At 41.8% G+C, this 24,553-nt stretch carries 26 protein-coding genes and 1 pseudogene; 15 read left to right on the top strand and 12 right to left on the bottom strand.

Translation table 11 applies throughout. The annotated features are described in order from the left end of the window. Position 1: 1 nt before the first annotated feature. From alaS to csrA, 3 genes are all read left to right on the top strand, one after another. Positions 2-2,605, top strand: coding sequence for an alanine--tRNA ligase (alaS, locus tag D9603_RS17060; RefSeq protein ID WP_128732227.1), 2,604 nt, complete (start codon positions 2-4; stop codon positions 2,603-2,605). 7 nt (positions 2,606-2,612) lie between these two features. Continuing rightward, a complete protein-coding gene (locus D9603_RS17055) occupies positions 2,613-3,836 on the top strand; it encodes an aspartate kinase (RefSeq protein ID WP_125254023.1) in 1,224 nt (407 codons plus the stop codon). 90 nt (positions 3,837-3,926) lie between these two features. Further along, complete coding sequence (gene csrA / locus D9603_RS17050) at positions 3,927-4,112, top strand: carbon storage regulator CsrA (protein ID WP_010375935.1); 186 nt, start codon at positions 3,927-3,929, stop codon at positions 4,110-4,112. A gap of 261 nt (positions 4,113-4,373) precedes the next feature. On the opposite strand, the gene D9603_RS17045 is transcribed toward csrA, so the two are convergent. After that, the gene (locus D9603_RS17045; RefSeq protein ID WP_128732226.1) at positions 4,374-4,874 is read right to left on the bottom strand and encodes a YcxB family protein; all 501 of its coding nucleotides are present in this window, start codon (positions 4,872-4,874) and stop codon (positions 4,374-4,376) included. Between the two features lie 458 nt (positions 4,875-5,332). Here D9603_RS17045 and D9603_RS17040 point away from each other — a divergent pair, with 458 nt between their 5' ends. The 4 genes from D9603_RS17040 (at position 5,333) to D9603_RS17025 (ending at position 8,901) form a co-directional block, all read left to right on the top strand. Next, the gene (locus tag D9603_RS17040; protein ID WP_125254021.1) at positions 5,333-5,581 is read left to right on the top strand and encodes an OadG family transporter subunit; all 249 of its coding nucleotides are present in this window, start codon (positions 5,333-5,335) and stop codon (positions 5,579-5,581) included. Positions 5,582-5,593: 12 nt separating this feature from the next. Beyond that, positions 5,594-7,375 carry a sodium-extruding oxaloacetate decarboxylase subunit alpha gene (gene oadA / locus D9603_RS17035; protein ID WP_128732225.1) on the top strand — a complete coding sequence of 594 codons (1,782 nt, stop codon included), beginning with the start codon at positions 5,594-5,596 and terminating at the stop codon, positions 7,373-7,375. A 10-nt stretch (positions 7,376-7,385) separates the two neighbouring features. Next, positions 7,386-8,516: a sodium ion-translocating decarboxylase subunit beta gene (locus D9603_RS17030; RefSeq protein WP_128732224.1), complete on the top strand. Its 1,131-nt coding sequence runs from the start codon at positions 7,386-7,388 to the stop codon at positions 8,514-8,516. Between the two features lie 82 nt (positions 8,517-8,598). Beyond that, positions 8,599-8,901 carry a hypothetical protein gene (locus D9603_RS17025; protein WP_128732223.1) on the top strand — a complete coding sequence of 101 codons (303 nt, stop codon included), beginning with the start codon at positions 8,599-8,601 and terminating at the stop codon, positions 8,899-8,901. A gap of 25 nt (positions 8,902-8,926) precedes the next feature. On the opposite strand, the gene D9603_RS17020 is transcribed toward D9603_RS17025, so the two are convergent. Then, on the bottom strand, positions 8,927-9,856 hold the full coding sequence (locus D9603_RS17020) for an alpha/beta hydrolase (RefSeq protein WP_128732222.1): 930 nt from the start codon (positions 9,854-9,856) through the stop codon (positions 8,927-8,929). 243 nt (positions 9,857-10,099) lie between these two features. Here D9603_RS17020 and D9603_RS17015 point away from each other — a divergent pair, with 243 nt between their 5' ends. After that, a complete protein-coding gene (locus D9603_RS17015) occupies positions 10,100-10,282 on the top strand; it encodes a ribosome alternative rescue factor ArfA (protein ID WP_128732221.1) in 183 nt (60 codons plus the stop codon). 162 nt (positions 10,283-10,444) lie between these two features. On the opposite strand, the gene D9603_RS17010 is transcribed toward D9603_RS17015, so the two are convergent. From D9603_RS17010 to D9603_RS16990, 5 genes are all read right to left on the bottom strand, one after another. After that, positions 10,445-10,624, bottom strand: coding sequence for a hypothetical protein (locus D9603_RS17010; protein ID WP_128732220.1), 180 nt, complete (start codon positions 10,622-10,624; stop codon positions 10,445-10,447). An 87-nt stretch (positions 10,625-10,711) separates the two neighbouring features. Beyond that, on the bottom strand, positions 10,712-11,461 hold the full coding sequence (locus tag D9603_RS17005) for a hypothetical protein (protein WP_128732219.1): 750 nt from the start codon (positions 11,459-11,461) through the stop codon (positions 10,712-10,714). A 334-nt stretch (positions 11,462-11,795) separates the two neighbouring features. Beyond that, positions 11,796-12,350, bottom strand: a complete 555-nt coding sequence (locus tag D9603_RS17000; RefSeq protein ID WP_128732218.1) for a hypothetical protein — start codon at positions 12,348-12,350, stop codon at positions 11,796-11,798. 117 nt (positions 12,351-12,467) lie between these two features. Then, on the bottom strand, positions 12,468-13,202 hold the full coding sequence (locus D9603_RS16995) for a YafY family protein (protein ID WP_128732217.1): 735 nt from the start codon (positions 13,200-13,202) through the stop codon (positions 12,468-12,470). A gap of 28 nt (positions 13,203-13,230) precedes the next feature. Continuing rightward, on the bottom strand, positions 13,231-13,548 hold the full coding sequence (locus D9603_RS16990) for a hypothetical protein (protein ID WP_125254010.1): 318 nt from the start codon (positions 13,546-13,548) through the stop codon (positions 13,231-13,233). Positions 13,549-13,726: 178 nt separating this feature from the next. Between D9603_RS16990 and D9603_RS16985 the strand changes: the two genes are divergently transcribed. After that, the gene (locus tag D9603_RS16985) at positions 13,727-14,086 is read left to right on the top strand and encodes an MmcQ/YjbR family DNA-binding protein (protein ID WP_128732216.1); all 360 of its coding nucleotides are present in this window, start codon (positions 13,727-13,729) and stop codon (positions 14,084-14,086) included. Positions 14,087-14,126: 40 nt separating this feature from the next. Here the strand turns inward: D9603_RS16985 and D9603_RS16980 are convergent, their stop codons facing one another. Beyond that, positions 14,127-14,768: a class I SAM-dependent methyltransferase gene (locus D9603_RS16980; RefSeq protein WP_128732215.1), complete on the bottom strand. Its 642-nt coding sequence runs from the start codon at positions 14,766-14,768 to the stop codon at positions 14,127-14,129. Positions 14,769-14,912: 144 nt separating this feature from the next. Here D9603_RS16980 and D9603_RS16975 point away from each other — a divergent pair, with 144 nt between their 5' ends. Both D9603_RS16975 and D9603_RS21875 read left to right on the top strand, forming a co-directional pair. Next, the gene (locus D9603_RS16975; protein WP_128732214.1) at positions 14,913-15,335 is read left to right on the top strand and encodes a MarR family winged helix-turn-helix transcriptional regulator; all 423 of its coding nucleotides are present in this window, start codon (positions 14,913-14,915) and stop codon (positions 15,333-15,335) included. Positions 15,336-15,371: 36 nt separating this feature from the next. Beyond that, positions 15,372-15,509 (top strand): hypothetical protein, encoded by a 138-nt coding sequence (locus D9603_RS21875; RefSeq protein ID WP_170178653.1) that lies wholly within the window; start codon positions 15,372-15,374, stop codon positions 15,507-15,509. Between the two features lie 13 nt (positions 15,510-15,522). On the opposite strand, the gene D9603_RS16970 is transcribed toward D9603_RS21875, so the two are convergent. Beyond that, positions 15,523-16,110, bottom strand: coding sequence for an ACP phosphodiesterase (locus D9603_RS16970; protein ID WP_128732213.1), 588 nt, complete (start codon positions 16,108-16,110; stop codon positions 15,523-15,525). A gap of 160 nt (positions 16,111-16,270) precedes the next feature. Here D9603_RS16970 and D9603_RS16965 point away from each other — a divergent pair. Further along, a pseudogene (locus D9603_RS16965) lies at positions 16,271-16,852 on the top strand (VTT domain-containing protein). A gap of 3 nt (positions 16,853-16,855) precedes the next feature. On the opposite strand, the gene D9603_RS16960 reads toward D9603_RS16965, so the two are convergent. The 3 genes from D9603_RS16960 to D9603_RS16950 form a co-directional block, all read right to left on the bottom strand. Continuing rightward, the gene (locus D9603_RS16960) at positions 16,856-17,914 is read right to left on the bottom strand and encodes a hypothetical protein (RefSeq protein WP_128732212.1); all 1,059 of its coding nucleotides are present in this window, start codon (positions 17,912-17,914) and stop codon (positions 16,856-16,858) included. A gap of 64 nt (positions 17,915-17,978) precedes the next feature. Next, complete coding sequence (locus tag D9603_RS16955; RefSeq protein ID WP_128732211.1) at positions 17,979-19,463, bottom strand: sulfotransferase; 1,485 nt, start codon at positions 19,461-19,463, stop codon at positions 17,979-17,981. A gap of 54 nt (positions 19,464-19,517) precedes the next feature. Next, complete coding sequence (locus D9603_RS16950; protein ID WP_128732210.1) at positions 19,518-21,965, bottom strand: TonB-dependent receptor; 2,448 nt, start codon at positions 21,963-21,965, stop codon at positions 19,518-19,520. A 340-nt stretch (positions 21,966-22,305) separates the two neighbouring features. On the opposite strand from D9603_RS16950, the gene D9603_RS16945 reads away from it, so the two are divergent. From D9603_RS16945 to D9603_RS16940, 3 genes are all read left to right on the top strand, one after another. After that, positions 22,306-22,770: a CreA family protein gene (locus tag D9603_RS16945; RefSeq protein WP_125254003.1), complete on the top strand. Its 465-nt coding sequence runs from the start codon at positions 22,306-22,308 to the stop codon at positions 22,768-22,770. A 124-nt stretch (positions 22,771-22,894) separates the two neighbouring features. After that, positions 22,895-23,068 (top strand): hypothetical protein, encoded by a 174-nt coding sequence (locus D9603_RS21870; RefSeq protein WP_167508252.1) that lies wholly within the window; start codon positions 22,895-22,897, stop codon positions 23,066-23,068. 598 nt (positions 23,069-23,666) lie between these two features. Then, complete coding sequence (locus D9603_RS16940) at positions 23,667-24,356, top strand: transposase (RefSeq protein ID WP_128732209.1); 690 nt, start codon at positions 23,667-23,669, stop codon at positions 24,354-24,356. The last annotated feature ends 197 nt before the right edge of the window (positions 24,357-24,553 follow it).

Genomic DNA, 24,553 nt, shown 5'->3' with positions numbered 1-24,553 from the left:
CATGCAGCATATGACTACCGCACAAATTAGGCAAAGCTTCTTAGATTTCTTTGCTAAACAACAGCACCAAGTGGTGCCTTCAAGCTCGTTGATTCCGGGCAACGATGCCACACTACTTTTCACTAACGCCGGTATGGTGCAGTTTAAAGATGCCTTTTTAGGTGCTGAAAAACGAGCATATACACGAGCAACAAGCTCTCAACGTTGTGTTCGTGCTGGTGGTAAACATAATGACCTTGAAAACGTGGGTTACACCGCAAGACACCATACTTTCTTCGAAATGCTAGGTAACTTTAGCTTTGGTGACTATTTTAAAACGGATGCCATTAAGTTCGCATGGGGATTTTTGACGGACGTCATTAAGCTGCCGAAAGAAAAACTACTGGTAACGGTTTACCACGAAGATGACGAAGCATTTGACATATGGTCAAAGCAAGTTGGAGTGCCTGAAGAGCGCATTATCCGCATAGCGACATCTGATAACTTCTGGTCAATGGGCGACACAGGTCCTTGTGGCCCATGTTCGGAAATTTTCTATGATCATGGTGAGCACATTTGGGGGGGACCTCCTGGCTCGCCTGAAGAAGATGGTGACCGCTTTATTGAGATCTGGAACTTAGTATTTATGCAATATAACCGTCATGCCGATGGTTCAATGGAACCGCTGCCAATGCAGTCGGTTGATACCGGCATGGGTTTAGAGCGTATTTCAGCGATCATGCAAGGTGTACATTCAAACTACGAAATCGATTTATTTCAAGCGCTCATCCAAGCAGCAGCAAAAGTTACGGATGCTCAGGACTTAGAAGATAAATCACTACGAGTTGTTGCTGACCATATTCGCTCTTGCGCATTCCTTATTGCAGATGGCGTCATGCCCTCTAACGAAGGCCGTGGTTATGTGCTTCGTCGTATTATTCGTCGTGCGGTTCGCCATGGTAACAAGTTAGGCGCGAAGGGCGCATTCTTCTACAAATTAGTCGCTGCGCTGGCTGAGCAAATGGGTGAAGCTTATCCGGAGCTAGTTAAACAACAAGCTATCATCGAAAAAGTACTGCGTATAGAAGAAGATCAGTTTGGTAAAACTCTGGATCGTGGTCTTGCCATTTTAGAAGAAAATCTTGAAGGTATTGAAGGCGATGTGATCCCTGGTGACTTGGTGTTTAAGCTTTATGACACCTACGGCTTTCCCGCAGATTTGACTGCAGATGTGGCACGTGAACGCTTTATGACAATCGATGAGCGTGGTTTCCAAGCATGTATGGAAGAGCAGCGTAAAAAAGCACAAGCAGCTGGTAAATTTGGCGCTGACTACAATGAGCGTCTCAAGTCAGAAAAACACACTGATTTTAAAGGCTATGATGCTGAGCACTATACTGGAACTGTGATTGAAATTTTCAAAGAAGGTCAGCACACGAATACGCTAGAAGATGGCGAGCACGGTGTCGTTGTGCTTGATCGTACGCCTTTCTATGCTGAGTCGGGTGGCCAAGTAGGTGATACTGGTGTACTTAAAGTGGCGAATGGTGAATTTGTCGTAACAGATACCCAGAAATTAGGTAATGCGTTTGCACATCATGGTCATATTGTTGGCCGTATTGGTATCAACGACAAGGCGGATGCACGTATTGACGCTGAGCGTCGTGAGCGAGTGAAGAAAAACCATACCGCAACACACTTGGTACATAAAGCACTACGCGACTTACTAGGCGACCATGTTACTCAAAAGGGCTCGTTGGTACTACCTGATCGTTTGCGCTTTGACTTTTCGCATTTTGAAGGTGTGACAAAAGCACAGCTGCAACAAGTTGAAGACGCCGTGAATGCTGAGATCCGTAGTAACTTTGCTCTGCAAACGGAGCTGATGGATATTGATGCCGCAAAAGACAAAGGAGCGATGGCGCTCTTTGGTGAAAAGTACGACGATGAAGTTCGCGTCGTATCAATTGGTGAATACTCAATTGAACTTTGCGGTGGTACACACGTGAAGCGTGCAGGTGATATTGGCCTCTTCAAGATAGTTTCAGAAGGTGGTATTGCAGCTGGCGTTCGTCGTATTGAAGCGGTAACTGGTGCTGATGCTATTGCTTATGTGAATGAACAAGAGCAAGTGTTATCAGAAATTGCGGCGTTAGTTAAAGGTGATACCTCATCGGTATTGGAAAAAGTAACGGCACTGCTTGAAAAGTCAAAAGGCCTTGAAAAGCAAGTCGCACAGTTGAATGACAAACTTGCAAGTGCTGCGGGTGCAACACTACTAGACTCGGTAACTCAAGTGAATGGTATTAAGTTACTGGTAGCTAATGTTGCAGGCACTGAGTCTAAGGCCTTACGTGGTATGGTTGATGATCTGAAAAACAAGATTGGCTCGGGTGTAATTGCACTGGGTGTTGCGAACGGTGAAAAAGTAAGCCTGATTGCAGGTGTAACGAAAGATCTTGTCGGTCAGGTTAAAGCTGGCGAACTGGTTAATCATATGGCTTCTCAGGTTGGTGGTAAAGGAGGCGGTCGTCCTGATATGGCGCAAGCTGGAGGCTCACAACCAGAAAACCTTGACACAGCACTCAATAGTGTTTCTGATTGGTTAAATGAAGTAACGCAGTAATCAGCAAGTGGCGCTGATTGTACAAAAGTTTGGCGGCACCTCGGTAGGTTCTATAGAGCGTATCGAGGCAGTCGCTGATCTCGTGGTTAAAACACAACAACAGGGCCACCAAGTGGTGGTCGTATTGTCTGCAATGTCGGGTGAGACAAATCGCCTAATTTCTCTTGCACAACAAATCGATGCACGTCCCAGCGCCCGTGAACTAGATGTGTTGATCACGACGGGTGAACAAGTCTCAATTTCTCTATTGGCAATGGCTATTATTAAGCGAGGCCACTCAGCGGTTAGCTTACTGGCGGATCAAGTTGGTATCAAAACTGACAATATGTTTTCTAAAGCGCGAATTACCCAGATAGATACAACGCGCTTAAGGCAAGAGCTAGAGCATAATCGGATTGCTATTATTGCTGGGTTTCAAGGCCGTGACGAGGAAGGTAATATCACCACGCTTGGGCGAGGCGGTACAGACACCTCAGCAGTTGAAATTGCAGGTGCTTTGCAGGCTGATGAATGTCAGATTTATACCGACGTTGATGGTGTTTATACGACCGACCCACGCATTGAGCCACATGCAAAGCGGCTATCACATATCACTTTTTCTGAAATGCTGGAGTTAGCGTCCGTTGGCGCAAAAGTATTGCAGATCCGCTCTGTTGAAGCGGCTGGTAGATACAATGTACCGCTGCGAGTACTGTCATCATTTTCCCCTGATAATGGCACTTTAATTAGCTATGAGGAAGCAAAGATGAAAAATACTAAGATTGTGTCTGGGATAGCAAGTGTCAAAGATGAAGTATTGATCTTAGTTAAAAATATCGACGTAAAAGTAAGCAACTTGGCTAATATTCTCACGCTTTTAGGTGAATATAATATCGAAGTTGACATGATTAACCATTTGAACCACAGTGATAAAAAAATAGACTATGCTTTTACTGTGCAGGTTAATGATGCTGTGTTGGCACAAGAAGTTTTACTTCCACATCTACAAAATTTTGGTGGTGCAACAATGGAGGTTAATGCTAACGTGGCAAAAGTGTCGGCGGTTGGGATCGGGATGAAATCTCACTCTGGTGTCGCCGGTCTATTTTTTATGGCATTGGCCGAGGAAAGCATTCACACTCTACTTGTATCTACCTCTGAGATAAAGATCTCAGCACTTGTAGAGGAGAAGTATCTCGAACTGGCAGTGAGAGCATTACATGCCAAGTTCGAATTGGAAAGTACTGAGTAAACTAAGTTTTTGCTTACTTTTCTGGGAAGTTTTATTTAAAATGGATTTGATGCGGAATCTTTTAAATTTTGGAATAACAGGAGCAAGAGAATGCTAATACTAACTCGTCGAGTAGGTGAAACCCTGATGATTGGTGATGAAGTGACTGTAACAGTACTAGGTGTTAAAGGTAACCAAGTACGTATTGGTGTAAACGCGCCTAAAGATGTTTCAGTACACCGTGAAGAAATCTATATGCGTATTCAGGCTGAGAAATCTAGCCCAGGCAATATGTGATCAAGGTATTGAATTAGTATGTGAGTTAAGGTGACTTGATACCTAGTTTGTCTTAATACTTGCTCAATTTGAAGGTGTAAACCTGACGTTAACATCGTAAAAATTTTATTTAGAACAACTGAATAGCAAATTTTTATGCCGATAGAGCTAAAGCCTCTTGAGATTATCGACAAGGTTTTTTGCTTTGAATATTGTTCACTTTATTAAGCAAGTTAGTTTAACTTGCATAAGTAAACCCCACGAATGTGGGGTTTATCATTTCTATATGTTCTTTGTCACTTTCTGTGACAAAAATTCGATGGCTTCTGCACTTAACCCTGACTTACTAATATAACTTGGCTTGTTACTTTGAAAGACCAAAAAACCTCGCTCTGTTTCAATTAACTTTTCAATAGCATTAAAAGCATAACAAAACTCAGCATGACTGGCTTTAGTGATGATCTGGTTATCGGTAATTGATACTGTAACCACATTGCCAGCGGCTCGTGAAAGTGCCTGCCTAGTTACCCACCAAGCTTTACGATAATAAAAGGCTAAGCATTCGACTACGGCTAGCAAAATAAGAAAGTTGCCAAGGTAGTGCTCTTGTAATCCATAAATAGCGAAAAAACCGAGCGCGACAAGCAGTATTAATAGACCATATTTAGGTTTTATCGCCAGTCCATTTGCTTCAGATTCTTCAAAGCACTCTTTGTAATAGGCCTTATCTAACTTAAATTGACTTTGGAAAGATAAATTTTCATTTTCTTTAGGCGATGACATACGTAATTACTTTAGTGAAAATTTACCTTAATTATACCTTTATACAGGTTCAAAGCGGTAATGCTAGGTTAGAGTAATTAAAACAAATTTATTACACAGACCGGAAAATAAGCGCTACAGCTTAACGTTTACGTAAACTTACCTTTTTGGTCAGTCCAATTGACAAATATAATTAAGATAACCAAATTCCCATTAAGTGAGACCCAGATCTTGACTATTACCTGCTACTATTTTGAATATTTTTCATATTTATTACGCATACCATCAATATTTTAGGCGATTTTTATAGCTAACTATATGATTGGCATAAGTTTAATATTTTTGGTATTACCAATTTACAATGGGCTTTACAGCGAAACGTTTTTTGTTATAAGGTGAATAAATATCGATAAAAAGTGAAGGTTTGTATCAGTTCGTTAACGCGAAGAATAAAACCGGATAGCAAGTAAGGGGTAAAAATGGATATTGGCGCACAGTTATTGCAAGCAGGAAACTTAATGTTAACTGGTATGGTTGGTGTGTTTTTGTTTCTGTCTATTTTGATTTTTGCGATGCGGCTTTTAGCAAACTTCGCCGCTCAGCTCAAAGAGGCTGAGTCTAGCACTTCACGGCAAAAAATAGCCAAAACAGCTTCTTCACAAGGGGTGCCGCAGGCACATATTGCAGCGATTAGTGCAGCTGTTGCAACCTACAGAAAAAATAATTAATAGGGGTCTTGCATGTCACAGTTAAAGCTTACTGAACTTGTGTTGCGCGATGCGCACCAATCATTATTAGCAACCAGAATGCGATTAGAAGATATGCTTCCGATTGCTGAACAGCTCGACAATATGGGGTATTGGTCGGTTGAATCTTGGGGAGGTGCAACCTTTGACTCATGTATTCGCTATTTGGGAGAAGATCCTTGGGAGCGGATCCGTGCATTGAAAGCTGCGATGCCTAAAACCAAACAGCAAATGTTGTTACGTGGCCAAAACCTTTTAGGCTACCGGCATTACGCCGATGATGTGGTTGAAAAGTTTGTCGAGCGTGCTCACCATAACGGCGTTGATGTCTTTAGAATATTTGATGCAATGAATGATGTGCGTAACCTAGAAACTGCTATCAAAGCAGCGATAAAGGTGGGGGCGCATGCGCAAGGAACGATTTCGTATACTGTGAGCCCAGTCCATACGTTGGAGATGTGGTTAACTCAAGCTAAGCAACTTGAAGACCTTGGCTGTCATTCAATCTGTATTAAAGATATGGCGGGATTATTAAAGCCTTATGACGCTGAGAAACTGATTTCAGGGCTAAAGCAGACAGTATCAATACCGATTGCAATGCAGTGTCATGCTACGACTGGGTTGAGTACTGCGACCTATCAAAAAGCCATTGATGCAGGCATTGACATGCTCGACACAGCTATTTCATCTATGAGCATGACCTATGGTCACAGTGCAACAGAAACCATTGCTGCAATTGTTGAAGGTACTGAGCGTGATACCGGTTTAGATTTACTCGCATTAGAGGAAATAGCGGCTTATTTTCGTGAAGTGAGAAAGAAATACGCAGCATTTGAGGGCAGTTTAAAAGGTGTGGATGGTCGTATTCTCTCGGCTCAAGTACCGGGTGGTATGCTTACCAATATGGAAAACCAGTTAAGAGAGCAAGGAGCTGGAGATAAACTTGACGCTGTTTTAAAAGAGATCCCAAGTGTAAGAAAAGAACTTGGCTACTTGCCGTTAGTTACACCAACTTCGCAGATTGTAGGGACACAAGCAGTATTGAATGTACTTACAGGTGAGCGGTACAAGTCGATAACCAAAGAGACCGCAGGTGTACTAAAAGGTGAATATGGTGCGACTCCCGCTGATGTTGACCACGCCTTACAGCAGCGTGTACTGGAAGGTAAGGAGCCTATTACGTGCCGCCCAGCTGATTTAATTGAGCCAGAACTTGATAGCTTACAAAGTGAATTGATAGCGACCGCGAAAAGCGAACAGGTTACGTTGGCCGAAGACGTTATTGATGATGTACTGACTTACGCTTTATTTCCTCAAATTGGTCTTAAATTCTTAAAAAGCCGCAACAACCCTGATGCTTTTGAACCAAAACCCACGCAATTTGAGAGCAAAGAGCAAAAAACAACAGCAACCCCTGCAACAGGTAAAGCATCAACTCCAGAGCGTTATAGCGTAAAAGTTGATGGCAAAGTGTATGACGTTGTTGTGGCACCTGGTGGCGAGTTGCAAGAGGTACAAGTAAAAGACAGTGAACTCATCCCACAGTCAACTTCAGTAAGTTCAAGTGAAACTCTTAATGCGCCGCTTGCTGGTAACATTTTTAAGTTAATGGTACGCGCCGGAGATGAAGTACAAGAGGGCGATGTTGTGCTTGTGATGGAGGCGATGAAAATGGAAACAGAGGTTCGTGCGACCCACAGCGGCCGAGTCGCAGATTTATTGGTGTCCGAAGGTGACTCAGTCAGTGCTGGCGACGCTATGATGTCTTTAGCGTAAGGGAGCAAAAATGGAAGGGTTGATTAATTTGTGGCAAGCAACAGGGCTTGCGAATTTTACCTGGCCTGCATTGTGTATGATGGCCGTGGGTTGTGGGCTATTGTACCTAGCAATTGCAAAAGGTTTTGAGCCGCTGCTTTTGGTGCCAATTGGTTTTGGGGCTATTTTGACCAACATTCCCGTTGCAGGGCTTGGAGATCCCGGCGGCTTGTTATATTACGTCTATTACATTGGCATAGATAGCGGTGTATTCCCTTTGTTAATCTTTATGGGGGTTGGCGCGATGACAGACTTTAGTGCATTGATTGCAAACCCAAAAATGCTGTTATTAGGAGCAGCGGCTCAGTTTGGGATCTTCGCAACCTTATTCGGCGCTATTTTACTTAATTTTATCCCAGGGTTTGAATTTACTCTACAAGATGCCTCTGCAATCGCGATTATCGGTGGTGCTGACGGCCCAACTGCGATATTTCTGGCATCAAAATTAGCCCCTGAACTATTGGGCGCAATAGCCGTTGCTGCATATTCGTATATGGCGTTGGTGCCGATTATTCAGCCACCGATCATGAAAGCGCTCACCACAAAAGAAGAGCGTCAGATAGCAATGCCGCAATTACGTCACGTATCGAAAACAGAAAAGATATTATTTCCACTCGCTGTACTTGGCTTGACGATATTGTTTTTACCTGCCGCAACACCACTAGTTGGTATGTTTTGCTTAGGTAACTTGATGAAAGAGTGTGGTGTGGTGGATCGCCTTAGTAAAACGGCACAAAACGAGCTTATTAATATTACAACCATTTTCCTTGGTCTGGCTGTTGGCTCAAAATTAGCAGCAGATCAGTTTTTAACGATAGAAACATTGGGAATTCTGGCGTTAGGGGCTGTTGCCTTTGGTATTGGCACAGGAACCGGGGTATTAATGGCAAAAACCATGAACCGCTTTAGCAATACTCCGATTAACCCTCTGGTAGGTGCGGCAGGAGTATCCGCAGTGCCGATGGCAGCGCGAGTGGTTAACAAGGTCGGTCTTGAGAGTAATCCACATAACTTTTTATTGATGCACGCGATGGGGCCAAATGTTGCTGGCGTATTAGGCAGTGCGGTCGCTGCTGGTATTTTGCTTGCACTAGTTGGATAATTTTAGCTTCTCCAACCATTAACGTGGCAATGATTTAATTGCCACGTATTTTTGATCCAAAATATGCAGAAGCTGAAAGAGTATGAAGTTTATTCCATTTCGAAACTTACAATGTCCGGGTTTAGAAACTGCAGTGTGGTATTGTCGATTGCTATTTTTAACCGGTGTTGGTTTGATTGTGTTTGGCATAATAAAAGAGGGGCTTGCCCTTTATCACTGGTGTGTTGAATTGGCCACTTACTCCAAGTTAATCATAGCTAGTATTTATAATTTTGACCTCTTGTCCCGTGCGAATTTTCATTTAATGGTAGTCGGTGTGGTGAAAGTATATTTTGCATGTGGACTCGCAATTAAGCTAAAAAGTATGTCTCATGAAAAGTCGTAATAATTTGATATACCCACACGAGACCTTAGATCACTTTATGTAAACTCTTTTTATACCGTTTTTGTTCCGCCTTGAAAGCGTGCTTTGCTATCCATTTTGCTATTTTTTGCATTAAAACTGGTGGAAAATCATGCCCCATGCCATTGACTAATTTGAGTTTTGATTTTCGGATACGCGTTGCAGTTTGTAACCCTGAAGTGATAGGGAAAATGGGATCATCCGTACCGTGGATGACAAGTGTTGGCGCTTTGATTTGTGATAAAGCATGTTGGCGAAAACGGCCTGCTATTACTGCTGTGAGTTGGCGTTTAAACCCTTCAGGGCTATGGGCGCGCTCAATATTTTGCTTTGCGAGTTGGTGAAGTGTCATTTCATCTTGTGGGTAGGCGGGGCTTCCAATCAGTTTGTTGAGCTTGATATTATACTGTACAGCTGATTGTCGGCAGTTTGGTTTAGGCCTTGCCTTGGCGAGCTGTAACATCACTTTGAGGTTAGAAAAAGTAAACTGAGGATACGCCGAAGTTGACATAATAGACGTTAAGCTCACTACCTTTTTTCTGTGTTTGGCCGCAACTATTTGCGCAATCATTCCCCCCATGGACGCACCAACTAGATGTGCGCGCTTTATCTTTAAACTTTTCATGAGTCCTATTACATCTGACGCCATATCGTCTAAGGTGTAGGGAATATGAGCGTGGATCGGAAGTTTTTTACTGAGTATTGTTCTGATCACGTTAGGTGAGCCTAGGCTATCTAAATGGCTTGATAAACCGCAGTCTCTGTTATCAAATCGGATCACGCGAAACCCTTTGTTCACAAGTCCAAAGTACAACTCATCTGGCCATACTGTCATTTGTGCACCAAGACCCATGATAAGAATGATGACAGGTGCGCATCGCTCTCCTTCGTCTTGGTAATGTAATTCAACCCCGGTTGCTATCTTAATATTGGTCATTATCACAAATAGATTGGGTGGCCTTTTGCACTAAAGTTAAGTATAGGCATGACAACTGCGGTTATACCATTTTTACTTAACCTAGTTGCTATACTTTTCTATCAGCAGCTAAAAATATTTGTTGTCAAAGCATTGCGCTTTAACTGCGTTAGGTTATTATCCGTGCAGTGTCTACCGTGCTTATTTAGACCACAGTAGGCTTATTAATTTCGTTTCTATTTATACATTTATTCGGAGTGGATAATGACTAAAAAAAGTAAGATTCAACATGCTCATCAGCGTGGTGAAATTAAAGATAATGCACTAAAAGCGTTGGTAACCAGCCCCTTGTTCAGAGCAAAAATCGAGAAGAGCAAAAAGGGAAAAGGCAGCTATCAACGCAGCGCAAAACACAAAGGCCAAGAGCCTTACCTTAAGGCAGCCTGAGCTTTAAGATAAGGTTTTTTGCCGATACATTTGTATGTCATGTGTGATTAAATTGTTGATATTGGGTGTTGGGCATATACCGCCCGGCACTACCTCAAATTGCCACCTTTTGTCTCCCATAACTAAACGATAGGATGTTGAATAGTATAGTTGTTACCGCTGTTATGCTTTTGCTTCTACAGGTTGTGTGTCGTCAAATAGACGCAGGGCAGCAAACTCATCGTCAACTAGTACATGCTCGTAGCTGAACCAATATCTTGTAGTGACAAACAAGCCACTAAGCACAAGCCAAAATTGTCCCGTATTAATAGTGCAATCAATAAAATAGGCTGTTATCGCCATAATCAAGTGTAAAGCACGTATTGAAGGCTTGGAATGTGAAGCTTGCGGCGCAGGGTGTCCCCCGCGCCATCACGTTAGTTTATGAAGTTAAAGTTCTACGTTTTGCCATTTTAAAAGTAGCTTTAAGGTCGACCCACCTATACTCCCTGCTTCTGATAGCCCATAATGGATCATAGCCGCGTTTTGGTATGATAATGATATACCCAAGAGATAGTCTTTGACACCGTCTTGACACTCTGTTTCTTCATCACCATCATAATCTGAGCATTGTAAGTATAAGCCATCAATTAACGGCACAAAATAAGAGTCAAAGTGATCAGATAAGTCAACTAAGTATGACTCGATTAGCAGTTTCGAAGCATGCTCCACTGCTGCTAACGTACTTGCTTGATCCCAACAACGCTGCCACACTCTCGGGTAATCAACTTCTTTGTTTTCCAATAAAGTAATAAACTCATCATAGCTGCCATTGATGTCGAGCATTACTTGTGTGTCGTCATAACTCGTGCAATTTTGAGGGTTATTGAACGTATCAAAAATGGTGACTTTTAACTTTGAATTGTAACTAGTTCGGGCGGGATTATATGATGAGGATAATCTTTTCCAGAGCGGCAAAAGTGTGCCTAAACGTACCGGATAAAAATCATGGTCAATTGCTACTCCTTTCTCATCAAGCCAATGAACAATATCTAACGCTTCTCGATAGCGGCCAGACTCATATAAGTAATTAGCTTCATCTAGCTTTGCTTGTAGTTGCGGGTTGATGTCGTTGGCGTGTGCAAAACCGCTAAGCGCGCTGGTGATAATAAAAGCGCCGGTGGTTAACAGTTTTTTCATTTTGCTCTACTCCTTAGTAAAAAATGAATGGGTAGTTCTCTACCACAATTAGGATTGCTTGCGTGAGGTATTGAGATTCCTTCCACGTTGCAAGCAAATATGTAGAGCAAAATATGCACCAAAATTATGATTAAGGTGTTTTTGTTTTCCAATGGCGATTACGACTTAAAATGAAGAGTCCAGCAGATGTAGACTTACTGCAAAAGAACATAGAAGTTAAATTGCAAGTCCATAAAGAAATTAAATCAGCTAATGTCAACCGGACATCTGCCGCTAACTTCAATGCAAATACAGTTGGAGGAATAGTTTCCTCCATTCAGCTAGTTCAGCTCACTTAGCTTGAAACGAGGCAACGGACACTGGGGGTTTCACCGGGTTCGATGATATTAATATTGACCTCTGTTAAGTCGCCTATTATAGGTTTTAGCGCCTTATCAAAACGATTTGCTGCGGCTTCGATTTTTTCGGCATAGTCACCAATAGCATCAAAACTGTCGCTATGATTTTCAATTATTGCTTCAATCTGCTTGGCCTTTTCTTCTTGTTTAGCCAATAACGCTTTATTGATCACAAGTTGACTGTCGTCTTCTCGTATCGCTTCTATACTAATGGCCTCTATTTCTTTGCTCAGCAGTGCAAGCTTGTCCTCAATATCTCTTATTGGTAACTCTTTAGCTGACATATCACGCTCTGCCGCTTTAAGTGCTTTATATGCACCAACCTGCTCGGAGTCCATGGTGTGTTTGATTATTGGGATACAGTCTTGGTAAGCGATAAGCTGATAGCTGCCTTGTGTTTGCACCTCAGTTGGATTTGCTTTGGAGTAGCCAACGCAGGCACTCAACGCCAGTGTTACCGAAATAATGAGTATTGATTTTGTGGTTTTCATAAGCACCTCAAAGGGAAAAGTCTGATGTACAGAATTAGTCGTGGTACAGTTTGAAAAGGTTGATTTTAGATGTGCAAGTATTAGTAACAAAATATGAATCGGGCAGTGAGCTTAGGGTTATTGACCACTCTTATCGGGTGCTTGGCCTTGGTGCTGTGCAATTTCTTCGGCGTATTTGGCTTTAACTAGTTCAACATAATGGTTGAGGTTTTTATCAGGGCTAACAGCATAGGTCTGCTCATTTTTATTTATCGCAGTGATACGATCCAAACGAAACTCGCGGTAGTCGCTGCGTAATTGACAAAATGCGATGAGTGTCCACTTACCACCCCAATAGACTAATCCAAGTGGCTCGATAACGCGTTGAGAGTGTTGCTGTAAGGCATCTTTATAGTCAAGGGTTACACATCGCTGAGTTTCGATGGCCGCTCTGAGCTTGGCACTAAACGATTGCTGTTGTGGCCCATGTTTAAAGCTAGATACCAAATAGGGAGAGTGTTCGTGTTGTTGCTTAAGATGCGCAGGTAGTACAGCTTCTATCTTGGCAATGGCTGATTTTGCATGGGCGCTTAGTTCGGGATCCGTCCAAGCACTGACCATTTTACTGCCAAGCAAGAGTGCTGTTAATTCGTCATAACTAAACATCATAGGAGGAAGCGGGTAATCGGCAATGACATAGCCGATACCAGCTTCCCCTTCAATTGGCACGCCAGAACTTTGTAAGTCCTGAATATCGCGATAAATCGTACGCTCCGATACGCTAAAGTGAGCGGCTAACGATTTGGCTGTTACAGCTAATCGCCGACCCTTGAGCAAATTCACTAGCTGGAAGAGGCGTTCGGATTTATGCACGAATTTTCCTTTTTAAAAGATGTAGTGCTTATCCACTACATTGAGTTTGAGTGACGATATGGCTTCGACTAATGGAGACACTTTCACTGTTTGTATACTGCATTAGTCGCTTACATACTTCAGTGGTTGGGAATTGTTCAGATACTGCTTGCGCATGTGCTAATGATTGCCAATAGAATACATCGATATATTCATCGGTTTGGTCATCTTTACTGAGTGACCGATATAGCAGCCCAGGCTGTTGCTCAATCCATGGAGCAAAGTCAGTGTTAACACGCATTAAATCCTGCTCTGTTGCGCTAATAGCTAATTTAAATTTTACGATCTCTACGATATGTTGTTGCATAGTACGTCTCCTATTAAGTTCGTAGAGCAGTAAATCATGGGGCTGTGTCAGGGAGTGTCAGTAGTGTTCAAATATACAGTATTATAGATAAGATACCAAACATGTACTGATATACACTATGAGTGATTAGGTTCAAACTATATCGAGTCGTCAAGTTCTATTAAACAGGAGTTGCACAATGGATCATCAACAAGTACATGATTACTTACTAGCCAAGCCTTGTACCAGTGTAAGTCAGCCTTTTGGTGAAGGTGTTGATGTGTATAAAGTAAAGGACAGAATGTTTGCGACGTTGGCGCTTGGTAAAATGGGTAAAGAAGATGACGAGCATCGCCATTGGCGTGTAAATCTCAAATGCGATCCTGATGAAGCACAAGCGCTGCGAGATATTTTTAGTGCGGTGTTACCGGGTTACCACATGAATAAACGACTTTGGAACACCATCATACTCGATGGCTCTATTCCACAAGGCGAAATAGAGCGCATGATAGATAATTCATATATGTTGGTAGTTAAGAAGATGACCAAGAAAGCGTAACAATCAACCTTGGTTAATTTGTAACTATAGTTTCTATTATTTATTGAGCTCTGTAAGTGCTTACTGCTACTTTTCCTTTTTTAACTTTAACAATTTTTGTCTCAAAGTTTTCTGATTTTTCCGTTACATATGCCATATACGGTCTCATACCTGGAAATGATGCATTATCAGCATAAACTAAAGCGCCATCTGATAACCTCGGCTCTAAAAGCTTTAGAATGGGAAGATAAAGTTCTCCCCAACCATCCAGCACTAATAAATCAATTTCATCTTGATAATTAGCTAAGGTCTCCAAAGCGTCACCTTGTTTTAGTTTAATAAACTCTGCCAAGTTACATTTATGGAAATTACTCATAGCAACTTTGCATTTTTCAGCAACCAGTTCAGTAGTTATCACATGACCACCAATTTCTCTTGCTCCTGCTGCTAGGTAAATCGTTGATATTCCGAATGATGTGCCAAACTCTACAATGTTTTTCGAATTATTAGAAACTATATAGTCATACAAAAATTCACCTTGATTCTTATCTATAGGCAAGTATGCATTTTGACAATCTTTGGGTTTCAGTTTGCTAAATAAGAATTTAAATATCAGTGGAAACATTTTTTTAAAGTCATGGGAAGCATCTTGATAAAGTGATTCCAGCGTACTTAACACTAATGTATCTTTTATATATTTCATATAAGTATTACCTAACTAAATTAACTACAATGTTGCATAGGGTATAGACTCTCCATACAAGCTCAATTATAGTTGACTGTCATCAACTATAATTCATAGTTGCAGTTTAGTTGACTGTCGTCAACTACTTTTATTGAGAATAACATGAATCAACCACAAGTAATTGAATCTATTTTTAAATTCATGAAGGAATTTCGAGAACAATTAGATAGAGAATTAAAGTTAGCCAATCTTGATTATAACCCTGTTTTTTATAAGGTCTTAAAGTTAGTTGCAAGCATTCCTAATTGCACAGCCCAAAAGATAACTACTATCTTTGGAAAAGATAAAGCGCTGGTTACTAGAATAATAAAAGAAATGGTAAATCTTGATTTGATAGAGCAAGAACGTGATAAAAAAGATAGTAGAAAAAAAATTTTAAGTCTAACAGCAAAAGGTAGAGATACGCTCATAACATTTCAAGAAGTACAAGGAAAACTAGAAAAATTAATTACATCGTCTGTTTCGCCTGAAGAAATTGAAGTTTTTTTAAAGGTTATCAATTCCATAAAAAGCGATATATCTTAAGAAACCATGCAAATAATTATGGGGTTATATGTATCAATGAATAAAAAACTTTGGAACACGGTGGTGCTTGATGGATCCATTCCAACTGGAGAACTTGAACGGATGATGGATAACTCATTTCACCTTGTGGTCGAAAAAATGCCGAAAAAACAGCAAAAAGATATATGGGGTTGAGCATAGCTAGCTATCAGTGCAGTTCACCCTGAACATCACTGATATGTGCAATGAGCTGTGGAAAGAAGGTGTTGAACCCGCTTTCAAGTTCTTGATAATGCTTGTTTATGTCAGCTTCGCTGCCTGTAAATTGGTTAGCAAAACGAATGCGCCTTGCAATGTTATCCAGCGCCAGACCAACACCTGAAACAGACTCATAAGTTGCAAACCAGTCATGTGTTGTCATTGCCGTTACAACGCGCTGCATGTTGGTTGGCATAGCACCTAAACTGTCTTGGAGTAAGGCGAACCGGCTACGTTTGAATTGATGTAGAGGCGTTGTATGAAAGCTGTCCCAATACTTAATTAAAAAATGGTCATACAATACGTCTATGGCTATCCCTGCAAAGCGACGGCGTGATGGCGAAAAAAGTTGTTTCGCAGCTCTGGTTATTGCATGACTATCAGTGAACTTATCGACTTGAATGTGGGTTTTCAGACCTTGCTGCACAGCGTTTGGCAGCATCTTTACATCAACACCTTTTTGAAAGTCGCCAAGTAGATTACCAAAGCATGATGCGCCTGTGGGTTTTGCAAAGTACAAGTGCGCCAAATAGTTCATGGAAGCCTTCTCAGTTATGTTGCTGTGAACAGGGTACCTCATCGAGCCGGATTTAAGAAGATAAGGGAGGCTAACTCATTCAGTTGCAATCTACGTTAGATTAAGCTGGAGTCATAACATAATCTGAGTTTCAGGTTCCACCGTAAACAGGGAGCGCATAATGGCAGTTAAGGCTAAATTGAAGCAAAAGACTAAGCGACTGGTCGAATCAAAAAATATGCTTAACGGGATCACCGTTGCATCCTTTTTAGAGTCAACTATCGTGCCCATTCCCCTCGAGGCAGTGATGGTGCCGCTGATGCAAGCAAGGCGAGAAAAGCTGTGGCTAATTGCGTTAATGGCGACAGTTGGATGTGTGATTGATGCCCTATTTGGTTATGCGTTGGGCTATTATTTATTTGATGTAGTGGGGGATTCTGTTATTGAGCTGCTGTCGAGTTAGTCTCAATTTGAGCAAGTGAAAGCGCAGATGCAAAGTCAGGTATTTTGGTTTGTGCTGACCTTAGGCATAGCACCAATACCGTTTCAGATTGCCATGTTAGCAGCAGGTGCTACTAAATTTTCACTCTTACAATTTCTAATTGCAACTTGTATTGCCCGTTCACTGCGCTATTTTGGTTTGGCGGCGGTCGTTTACTTTGCAGGTGATCAGGCAGAAAAGCTAATTAAAAAGCATAAAATAAAAGCAGTTGTTTTTACAACGGCTATGGTGCTGTTGGCTTGGTGGATAGCCAGCCGTTAATCATTAATGCTTTCGATATAAAAATTTAGACTCATGTTGTGAGCGCGCAAACATCAAAAAATCATTGCTTAATGTCAATGGGGTTGATGCGAGCGTTTTATACTGCTGATAATAATTATTTGGAACGTCGGCGCGTTTCAATAATGTGAGCGCGGCTTTTCCCTTTTGTGCATACTCTCTGTAATCTTTGGACTTATTTAGCAGTTGAATATAAGCAAGGTAAAAAGGTTCAAACTCAGCATGTCTAGCAGAGCCTGTCTGCTTTAACATGAGATCAATGTTGTACAGCAGCTCGCTTTGGTGCTGCATTGTCTCAATTAACTTATTTTGATCTTGGCGGATCATCGAGGCTACCACTCGTTCTTCAAAGTTATTAAGCTGCTCTGTCACTGTGTGGTGGAGCCGTACAAATTGCTCTGCATGTCGCTTACTCAATTGTTGTTGGAGGTTGCGCAACAGTACACTTTCCTGTTTGCCCAACAGATTAATCTGAGCTCTCGCTTCTGCCAGCACCGTTTGGTAAGCTAATTTGTCCTTGTTATCTTCTGGGATCGCCTCAATCTGCTTTTTGATTGCTTGAATATGCGTGTTGATCAGCGAGAGTTTTTCATTAACTTCAATAATGTTCCACTTACTGGGTGGCTGGTTAAAAAAACCATGAAGTGTCATTTTTTCTTGGCTAGCTTGTGTGTGTAGTTTCACCAATACATCGATCAATTCAGTCAGTGGGTAATCTGTAGATAATGCGCGCAGTAAATTATCCGCTTGTAGTGAGTTATTAATACTTTTTGATTGTGCCGCTTTTATTTGAGCCGTAACGATATCTGCGCTTTCATAAGCTGTTTTTGCATCTAATAGCAAAGCAAAAGCCAGTTGTGTTTCTTGGTATATCGCTTGCCATGTGGCGCTATCGTACCCACTGAGCGTTTTAAGTGCATTTGCCTGTGCTTCTATGTCTCTTTGTTGTTGGGCATGGTTAAGCGCGTGTTCGGTTTTTGTTATTTCGGCCGGTGTACAAGCCACGAGCGCTGCGAAACAAAGGGTAGGGAGTAGTTGCTTCATGTCATTATTGTTTTGTATTCCTTTTTCCTAACGTTAGCATCATCACCGTAACGGAGCAATATTCCTAAATTGGGTATGTATTTCGATATTTGCCTACACTGGAGTTATTTAATGGCTGTCTGATCTGCATTTTGCTGGCTGTTGCTGAGTAATAACCCTGCTTATAAAAGTGAAGTGCATTGTCTTGCCAATCCAATTCGAGAAAGTGACAAAGCGATAGCATAGTCAAGCGGGGCGCTTCTACTAGCGATTCATAATTCACCAATTTAATTTGAGTCGGATGCTTTTGTATGGCTTTTTGCAAAAACGCATAAGTATCATCATACATAGTTTGAATATCTTGTATCCGGTATGAGTAGCCATGAAAGGGGCTGCTCGTTTGATAGAGTTGACGGAAGTTTGCGATACAAGTATCTGTTCTGTCTCGCTTCATCACGACAAACTTTGCGCGTGGAAACGCCTTAGCAAGCAAATCGATAAAGAAAAAATGAAATGGCTGTTTGTCTATAAAACGTTTGTCACCATCAACGGATTGCGCGCTAAAGAGACGATATTGCTCAATGGCGTTAGCCTCTTCATAGGCGCGGCTTAGGCGTTGAATATTGCTGTTATAATCATGACAAAATCTAAGTGCTTGAGGCAATATACTGGTCTCTCCCAGTGGCTGTAACAGCAATTGCGCTAAAATTTGCTCCATCAGACTGGTGCCTGAGCGCGGCAGCCCAACGACAAATATTGGTGCAAGTGACCGCTCTGGTGCAAATTCAATAGGTTTGTCGAGAAGTTTACTAAGTGCTTGAAAGTAATCCGTCATCTGTTTAGGTGAATAGGAAATCTCAGCACTGATCGCTTGCTTACTGGCAATAAAGCTTTGCCATGCCTTGGGATAATTTTCTTGCTTTTCGTATTCGAGTGCCAGTGCATGGTGAAGCCGCTGTAATGCAAGTGGTGTAGTTTGCGCTGTTATCTCAGTAGCTAATTGAGTGATGCGAGTCGGTGCTAATTCCACAGGAGCAAGCTCTGAGTAGGCTAACTGGCACTTTGCATTACTTGAGTTTGCTTGCACTAAAGAGGCAAGCAGCGTCCGCGCTTGAGCTAATTCACCAGACATTTTCAAGTGTATTGCATAGTTCATCGCGATTTCAGGGCTGTGCGGTGCGTGCGTGTAGGCACGGTTAAAATGCCAACCAGCGTTAGTATATTGATTTAATCTCAGTAAGATATTTGCAAGCGTATCGTGCTCTGACCCCGATAATTGAGTGCAGCCTAGCAAATGCTGTATATAGCGCTTTGCAGCTAATGGTGATTGTGTAAACAGCGCAAGTTTGGCAGCGCTCAGAGAATAAAGGGCACGGGGAAATAAACTTAAGCACTTATCGTAAATTTTTTGCGCTTTATTGAGGTTGCCAAGAGTCATATTCAACTCGGCTAATAAAGCGTACGCTTGGTGGTCATTGGCATTGGTATTGATGCGAGCGACTAATGCGTGATGCGCTGCTTGAAATTGGCGCTGTTGAATGTAGCTTTGGATCTGATTGTATGGTGTCATCGCAATATACAAGAGAGTGAAGGCGGCCTCACTCTCTATCTTGGTTTTTACTGATTATAACTCAAACTGATAGTCTAGCTTGAGGCCTATAGTACGAGGTGCTGTGACATAGTGCCCGTACACTCGCTGCTGCTCAGGCAAAGCTTTGTTTAATGCCGCAAATTTAGCTTCACCAGCCCAAGATTTGTCTCGTCTTACCGAGGTGAAAGCAAATTTGTCAAACAAGTTGTCAACATACAAGGTGACGGCCCATTGCTCGCTTGAAAGCTTGGCACTGAGGTTAGATAAGGCAAATCCTGGCAGTACCTCTCCGTCAGCCTTTAACCCGACTTTAGTGTATACGTCACTCTGCGCGGTTACTCCATAATTCACGTTAAGCATTTTGTCGTCGAACACTTCCTGTTCGTAGCTTAAACCGAATGAAAACTGCTGTTTTGGGGCGCCAGGTAAGCGGTCGCCATCTGTACCGTCATAGTATGGCTGGTAAAGCGCGATTTCTTCAGCGCTGTAGTCACCTTCTTTGAATACCGCAAACAGGGCTGGTGCATCATCAGTCAGCTGCGCTTTTGCATAAGAATAGGTTGCGTAAACTGTCCAATGGTCGCTCAATATAGCGCGGGTTGATAACTCGATACCAGTCGAGTTCGCAGAGCCTGCATTGGAGGTTATGATTTCTTGGCCGTTTACCGTCACAGATGAGATCTGCGCATCTTCCCAATCAACACTGAATAATGCGGCATTAAAATGCAGCTTATTATTCAGCCATGTAGACTTTAACCCCAGCTCATAGTTAGTGGTGGTGTCTGGTCTATAGCTAAGTTCATGCGGCAGTGCACAGATGATCTGTTGCTCAGGCAATGTTTCTGGGCACGACTCCAAACCGTTACCACCGCCTAACCTAAACCCTTCACTGACAGTAAAGTACGTCAGTAGTCCGTCTTGCCAAGTGTAATTGGCATTAAACTTAAACAAGCTACCATTGTCTTTGGCACTGACTTGTTCAAACGAAATTTGCTCAAGACTTGGCAGACCACCAGAATAGAGCGGGGTTTCAGCCGCTGATTTAGTGTTAACGTCATAGCGATAGAAACGCGCGCCCACAGTGATATTAAAATCCTCTGAAAATGCGTAGCCAACTTCGCCAAACAATGCTGACTCTTTGCTGGTGGCATTAGTCAGAGCGATATACTCAAGATCTTGCTCAATATTGTTGATTTCGTCGCCCCAAAACTCCGTGAGCCCCGGCGTGTACTCTCTATCATCTGAGCTAATTTCCTGTTTGCTGTAATATACCCCTGCAATCCAATTTAGGGCGTCATCCCCTTTAGAGACTAAACGGATCTCTTGGGTAAACGTGTCTTGATCTGTAGTGTCTTTAGTCAAAGCGGTAAAACTAGGAAAGTCCGCGTAGCCTGGCCAAATATCATAAAGGAGATCGGTTTGATCTCGTTGGCCTTGCTGTTCTTTGCTTGACCAACCGGATGCCGAAACTAAATCTGCAAACTCCAAATCGGCGTTGATTTCAAGGCTAAGTAGGTCATCTTCTTGTTCGTTAGGTTCAAGCACACGATAGGCTGACTCGTATGGTTTGATAGAGTCTGCAAGCGGGTGCTGTGCGCCAAGGCTTTGGTACTGTGAAATCGAATTAGCACCATTTTCTTGTTTTTGATGGAAATAGTTCAGTGTGGTATCGATATTCTCGTTCACCAACCAACGTAGAGAAACACGCGTAGTGGTGATGGTTTCGTCATTTGCATCCGCCACTGCGTTGATATTCGCTTTAACATCCTCAGCATTGGACCAGTCGGGGTCTGGGTTTGAAACGCCAGGTTGTTTAACCACATAGCTATAATCCATAAAGCCGGGGTTATGATAGCGGTTAATGCTAGCGCGAACAGCTAACTCATCTATTACTAACGGCATATTGAATACAGCACCGATTTCATGACCGTTACTGTCACTTTCGTTGATACTGAATACGTCGCCACTGAGCTTGCCCTCAATGATATCAAGCACAGGTGCTTTTAGCATGGTTCTAATTGCACCGCCAAGTGTGCCTGCACCGTAAAGCGTACCTTGCGGACCAATCAAAACTTCAACACGCTCAATGTCAGTGAGTCGCAAATCGACATTAATCGGGATTTCGCCAAGGTAAGTCGCTACGGTACCCGAGTCAGAGGCTCGCTCTGATGAATTAGTATTCAAACCTCGGACAATAATAGGTGAACCCTCACGGCCTCCTTGTTCTGTCATTGTAAGACCAGGAACCCACCTTGCTACATCTTCAAGGTCACCAATATTTTGGTCGCTCATCACATCGCTGTCTACAGCAGTAATATTTAATGGTGCTTCTTGAACTGTGCCAGCACGTCGAGTGGCAGTCACTTGAATTCGTTCAATTGACTTTTCTTGAATCTTGCGCTCTTCAGCGTGTGATTGATTCACAACAAAAAAACTCGAACTAACAGCTAGTGCGACTAAGCTTGGATGGAGCTTACTCATGAATGGTGAAACCTCAAATTAAGAATAAAACGTGACGAAATTTCAATCTTTAGAGATGGGTAACTATGCAAATGGTGCATTTTTGTCCCGAGCTTAGAGAGAATTTCATACAACTGGTGGTAAGTTAGCTAATCATACTTTGTGTATTTTTTAGGTAATTCACCCACCCTGAAACTGCATCGCATGCTAACATGCTTATTCTTACGTTGTGAATAATTATTTTGATTTTTTGAATGGTTATTGCTTTTTTTGGTTGTATCGATTTGCGAAAATTTTCAAATAGCTTAGAGTATTAACTCCGTATGCTTCTTTTGTACGTCAAATACCCTAAGGAAAAATAATGAAAAAGCTGATGTTTGCATTGTTGGCATCTTGTACATTACTTGGTTGCTCTGACAGTGAAGTTGGAGATGTATCACTCGGTCTGTTTACGCTTAAAGATATAAAGCTGGACTCTATGGTTGACCCTGTTGTTACAGGCGTGACTTGTCATGTAGCGAGTGTTGAAGATGACCTGAGTTTTTCAGACCCAAGTGATAGCTCTATCTCTTGTCGTCAAACGAGCGAAATAACACCTGCAATGCTGGCGAATATAGACAAGAGTGACTCTGGCGAAGTGGTATTTAAAAAGTCAAAAAGTGTGTTTTTTAAATCAATGAAAGTAAGAAGAATTTTTGACGCGAAAAATCAAACCTTGATGTATTTGGCTTACACCACAAAGGAAACCTCAGGCAGCTTTAAGCACAGCCTGTCGACAGTGCCATTATGGGGTACGCAGGCTTATCGAAATGCCAAAGCCGATTAACTCACGTTTGCTCAGGGTAAACTCATACACCTTGATAATTCTTTCGTACATTATTTTTGTTTTAATTAAACCTTTTTACTCACGATTTCGACTAAGCTTAATAATGATAATTTTAGGAGAAATCGTGATGCTCAAAACACGCTTTTTTGGTAAAACAGTCAATACTGCGTTTGCTGTGATGACCGTGCTATTTATTATTCTGACGTTAACAACGGATGCGCATAGTATCTCTTCCCACGAAACTGAGGTTGAGATCTTTGCGCAAGATAAGGTTATTTCAGAATCTAAATCTCAATAAACTTGCGCCTTGATTTATTTTATTTTATTGATTAGTAAAACTTAAAACAATGAAAAAGGTAGAGTTAGTATAGTAATGGACTAGTTCCTTTTCTGGGTTGTTATGAAGGCATAAATTTATCTAACGTATTTATGACATATACTCATGACCGGCTTGCGTTGTGTATAACGTGTATACTCTAAATCTCCCCGTTTTATTCATCTCATTAATAGTCTTTATTCGCCTGCGGTCAAAATTGTAATTAATTTATTGCGTTATACTCAGTCTGCATTAGCTTTAATTGAGGACTCATATCAATTTGTTTAAATATTGGCTTAATCTGAAGTGGCAAATATGACGCTAATGGTATTAAAAGCTTCTATATTACCTTCATGGATATAGGAACGTGGCGATAGTAGGAGGCGGAGTTACCGATAAGATGTGCTTGCCTAAAAATAGGCTATTTAATTAGCCGCAGGTCAGGTTAATTGAGCAAATTGGTATAAGAAAACGGCGCAGCTTGCGATTGGATACTTGCAGGTTGCTGCTCTAAGAACACGAATTTTAGCTGACTTGCTTTGTGCTTGTCTGACTAAAACAGCAATAACAAGGAAGATATATGGCACGCCAATTTGATAACTTTTATAGTCATGGGGCAATTAGCTTTGATGATTTTATTAATTGTGTCTCTAGTTTGTATACGGGGCCTGATTGTATAGATGAAGGCACGCTAAGGTTGCTGGCAGAAATGCTTTACAGGCTCTCACAAAATAAACAGTTTTTAGCGGCGCAAGTTGCAGGTGGTAATAAGTACACGCACCACCCAAGAGGACTGTTAGATAACGATGATTTATATGTACTTTATGAACAGCAGCAGCCATTTTTTGGTGTCTATGCTCAGATCTGGCACCCGACCCTCAAGCGAGGGAAAGCACGAGGTTTTAACCCACCACTGAGGGATTACAACTTTTCTGCGTTGACGACCAACTATTTTGGTCCAGGTTGCGGCAGTAAGCTTTATCAATACGAATACCGGCAAGATCTCAAGCAAGGTGAGCACTGTGCATTGTCATTTCTACAGTTTTATCAATTTACGTCGGAAAATGTACTCTTTACTGAGGCCTCAAAGGATGTAATAGCTCAGGCGTTACCTAAAAGTTTGAGTATAACCATTAGCTTACGATTAGAGAAGAACGAGCATCCATGCTTTATCTTCGATAAGTCCTCGAAAAGAGTGCTAGGTGTTATAACTGATGTAAATTGTGAAAAAGCAGGCGTAACGTCAAAAGTGGGATTGCTTGAAGTATAAGTCATTCCAAGTGTAGTATTTGTTCACCTTGATGTAGGTGCCTTAGCTGTAACAAGGGGTGGGAGCGATGTTATCGACAAGGTGTTTTGCCTTTAAGTACCTGAGATGCGGGGTGCTTGAGCCCCATCTTTATACCAATTAAACTTAATACTTGCTCAATTTGAAGGAGTAAATCTGACACTTAACAGCGTTAAAAA

Origin of the sequence: Pseudoalteromonas sp. PS5 (assembly GCF_004103255.1) — a bacterium.
In the GTDB taxonomy this organism is placed as follows: domain Bacteria; phylum Pseudomonadota; class Gammaproteobacteria; order Enterobacterales; family Alteromonadaceae; genus Pseudoalteromonas; species Pseudoalteromonas peptidolytica.
The sequence above is the reverse complement of the archived record's forward strand: the minus strand, read 5'-3'. Positions and strand labels throughout refer to the sequence as shown.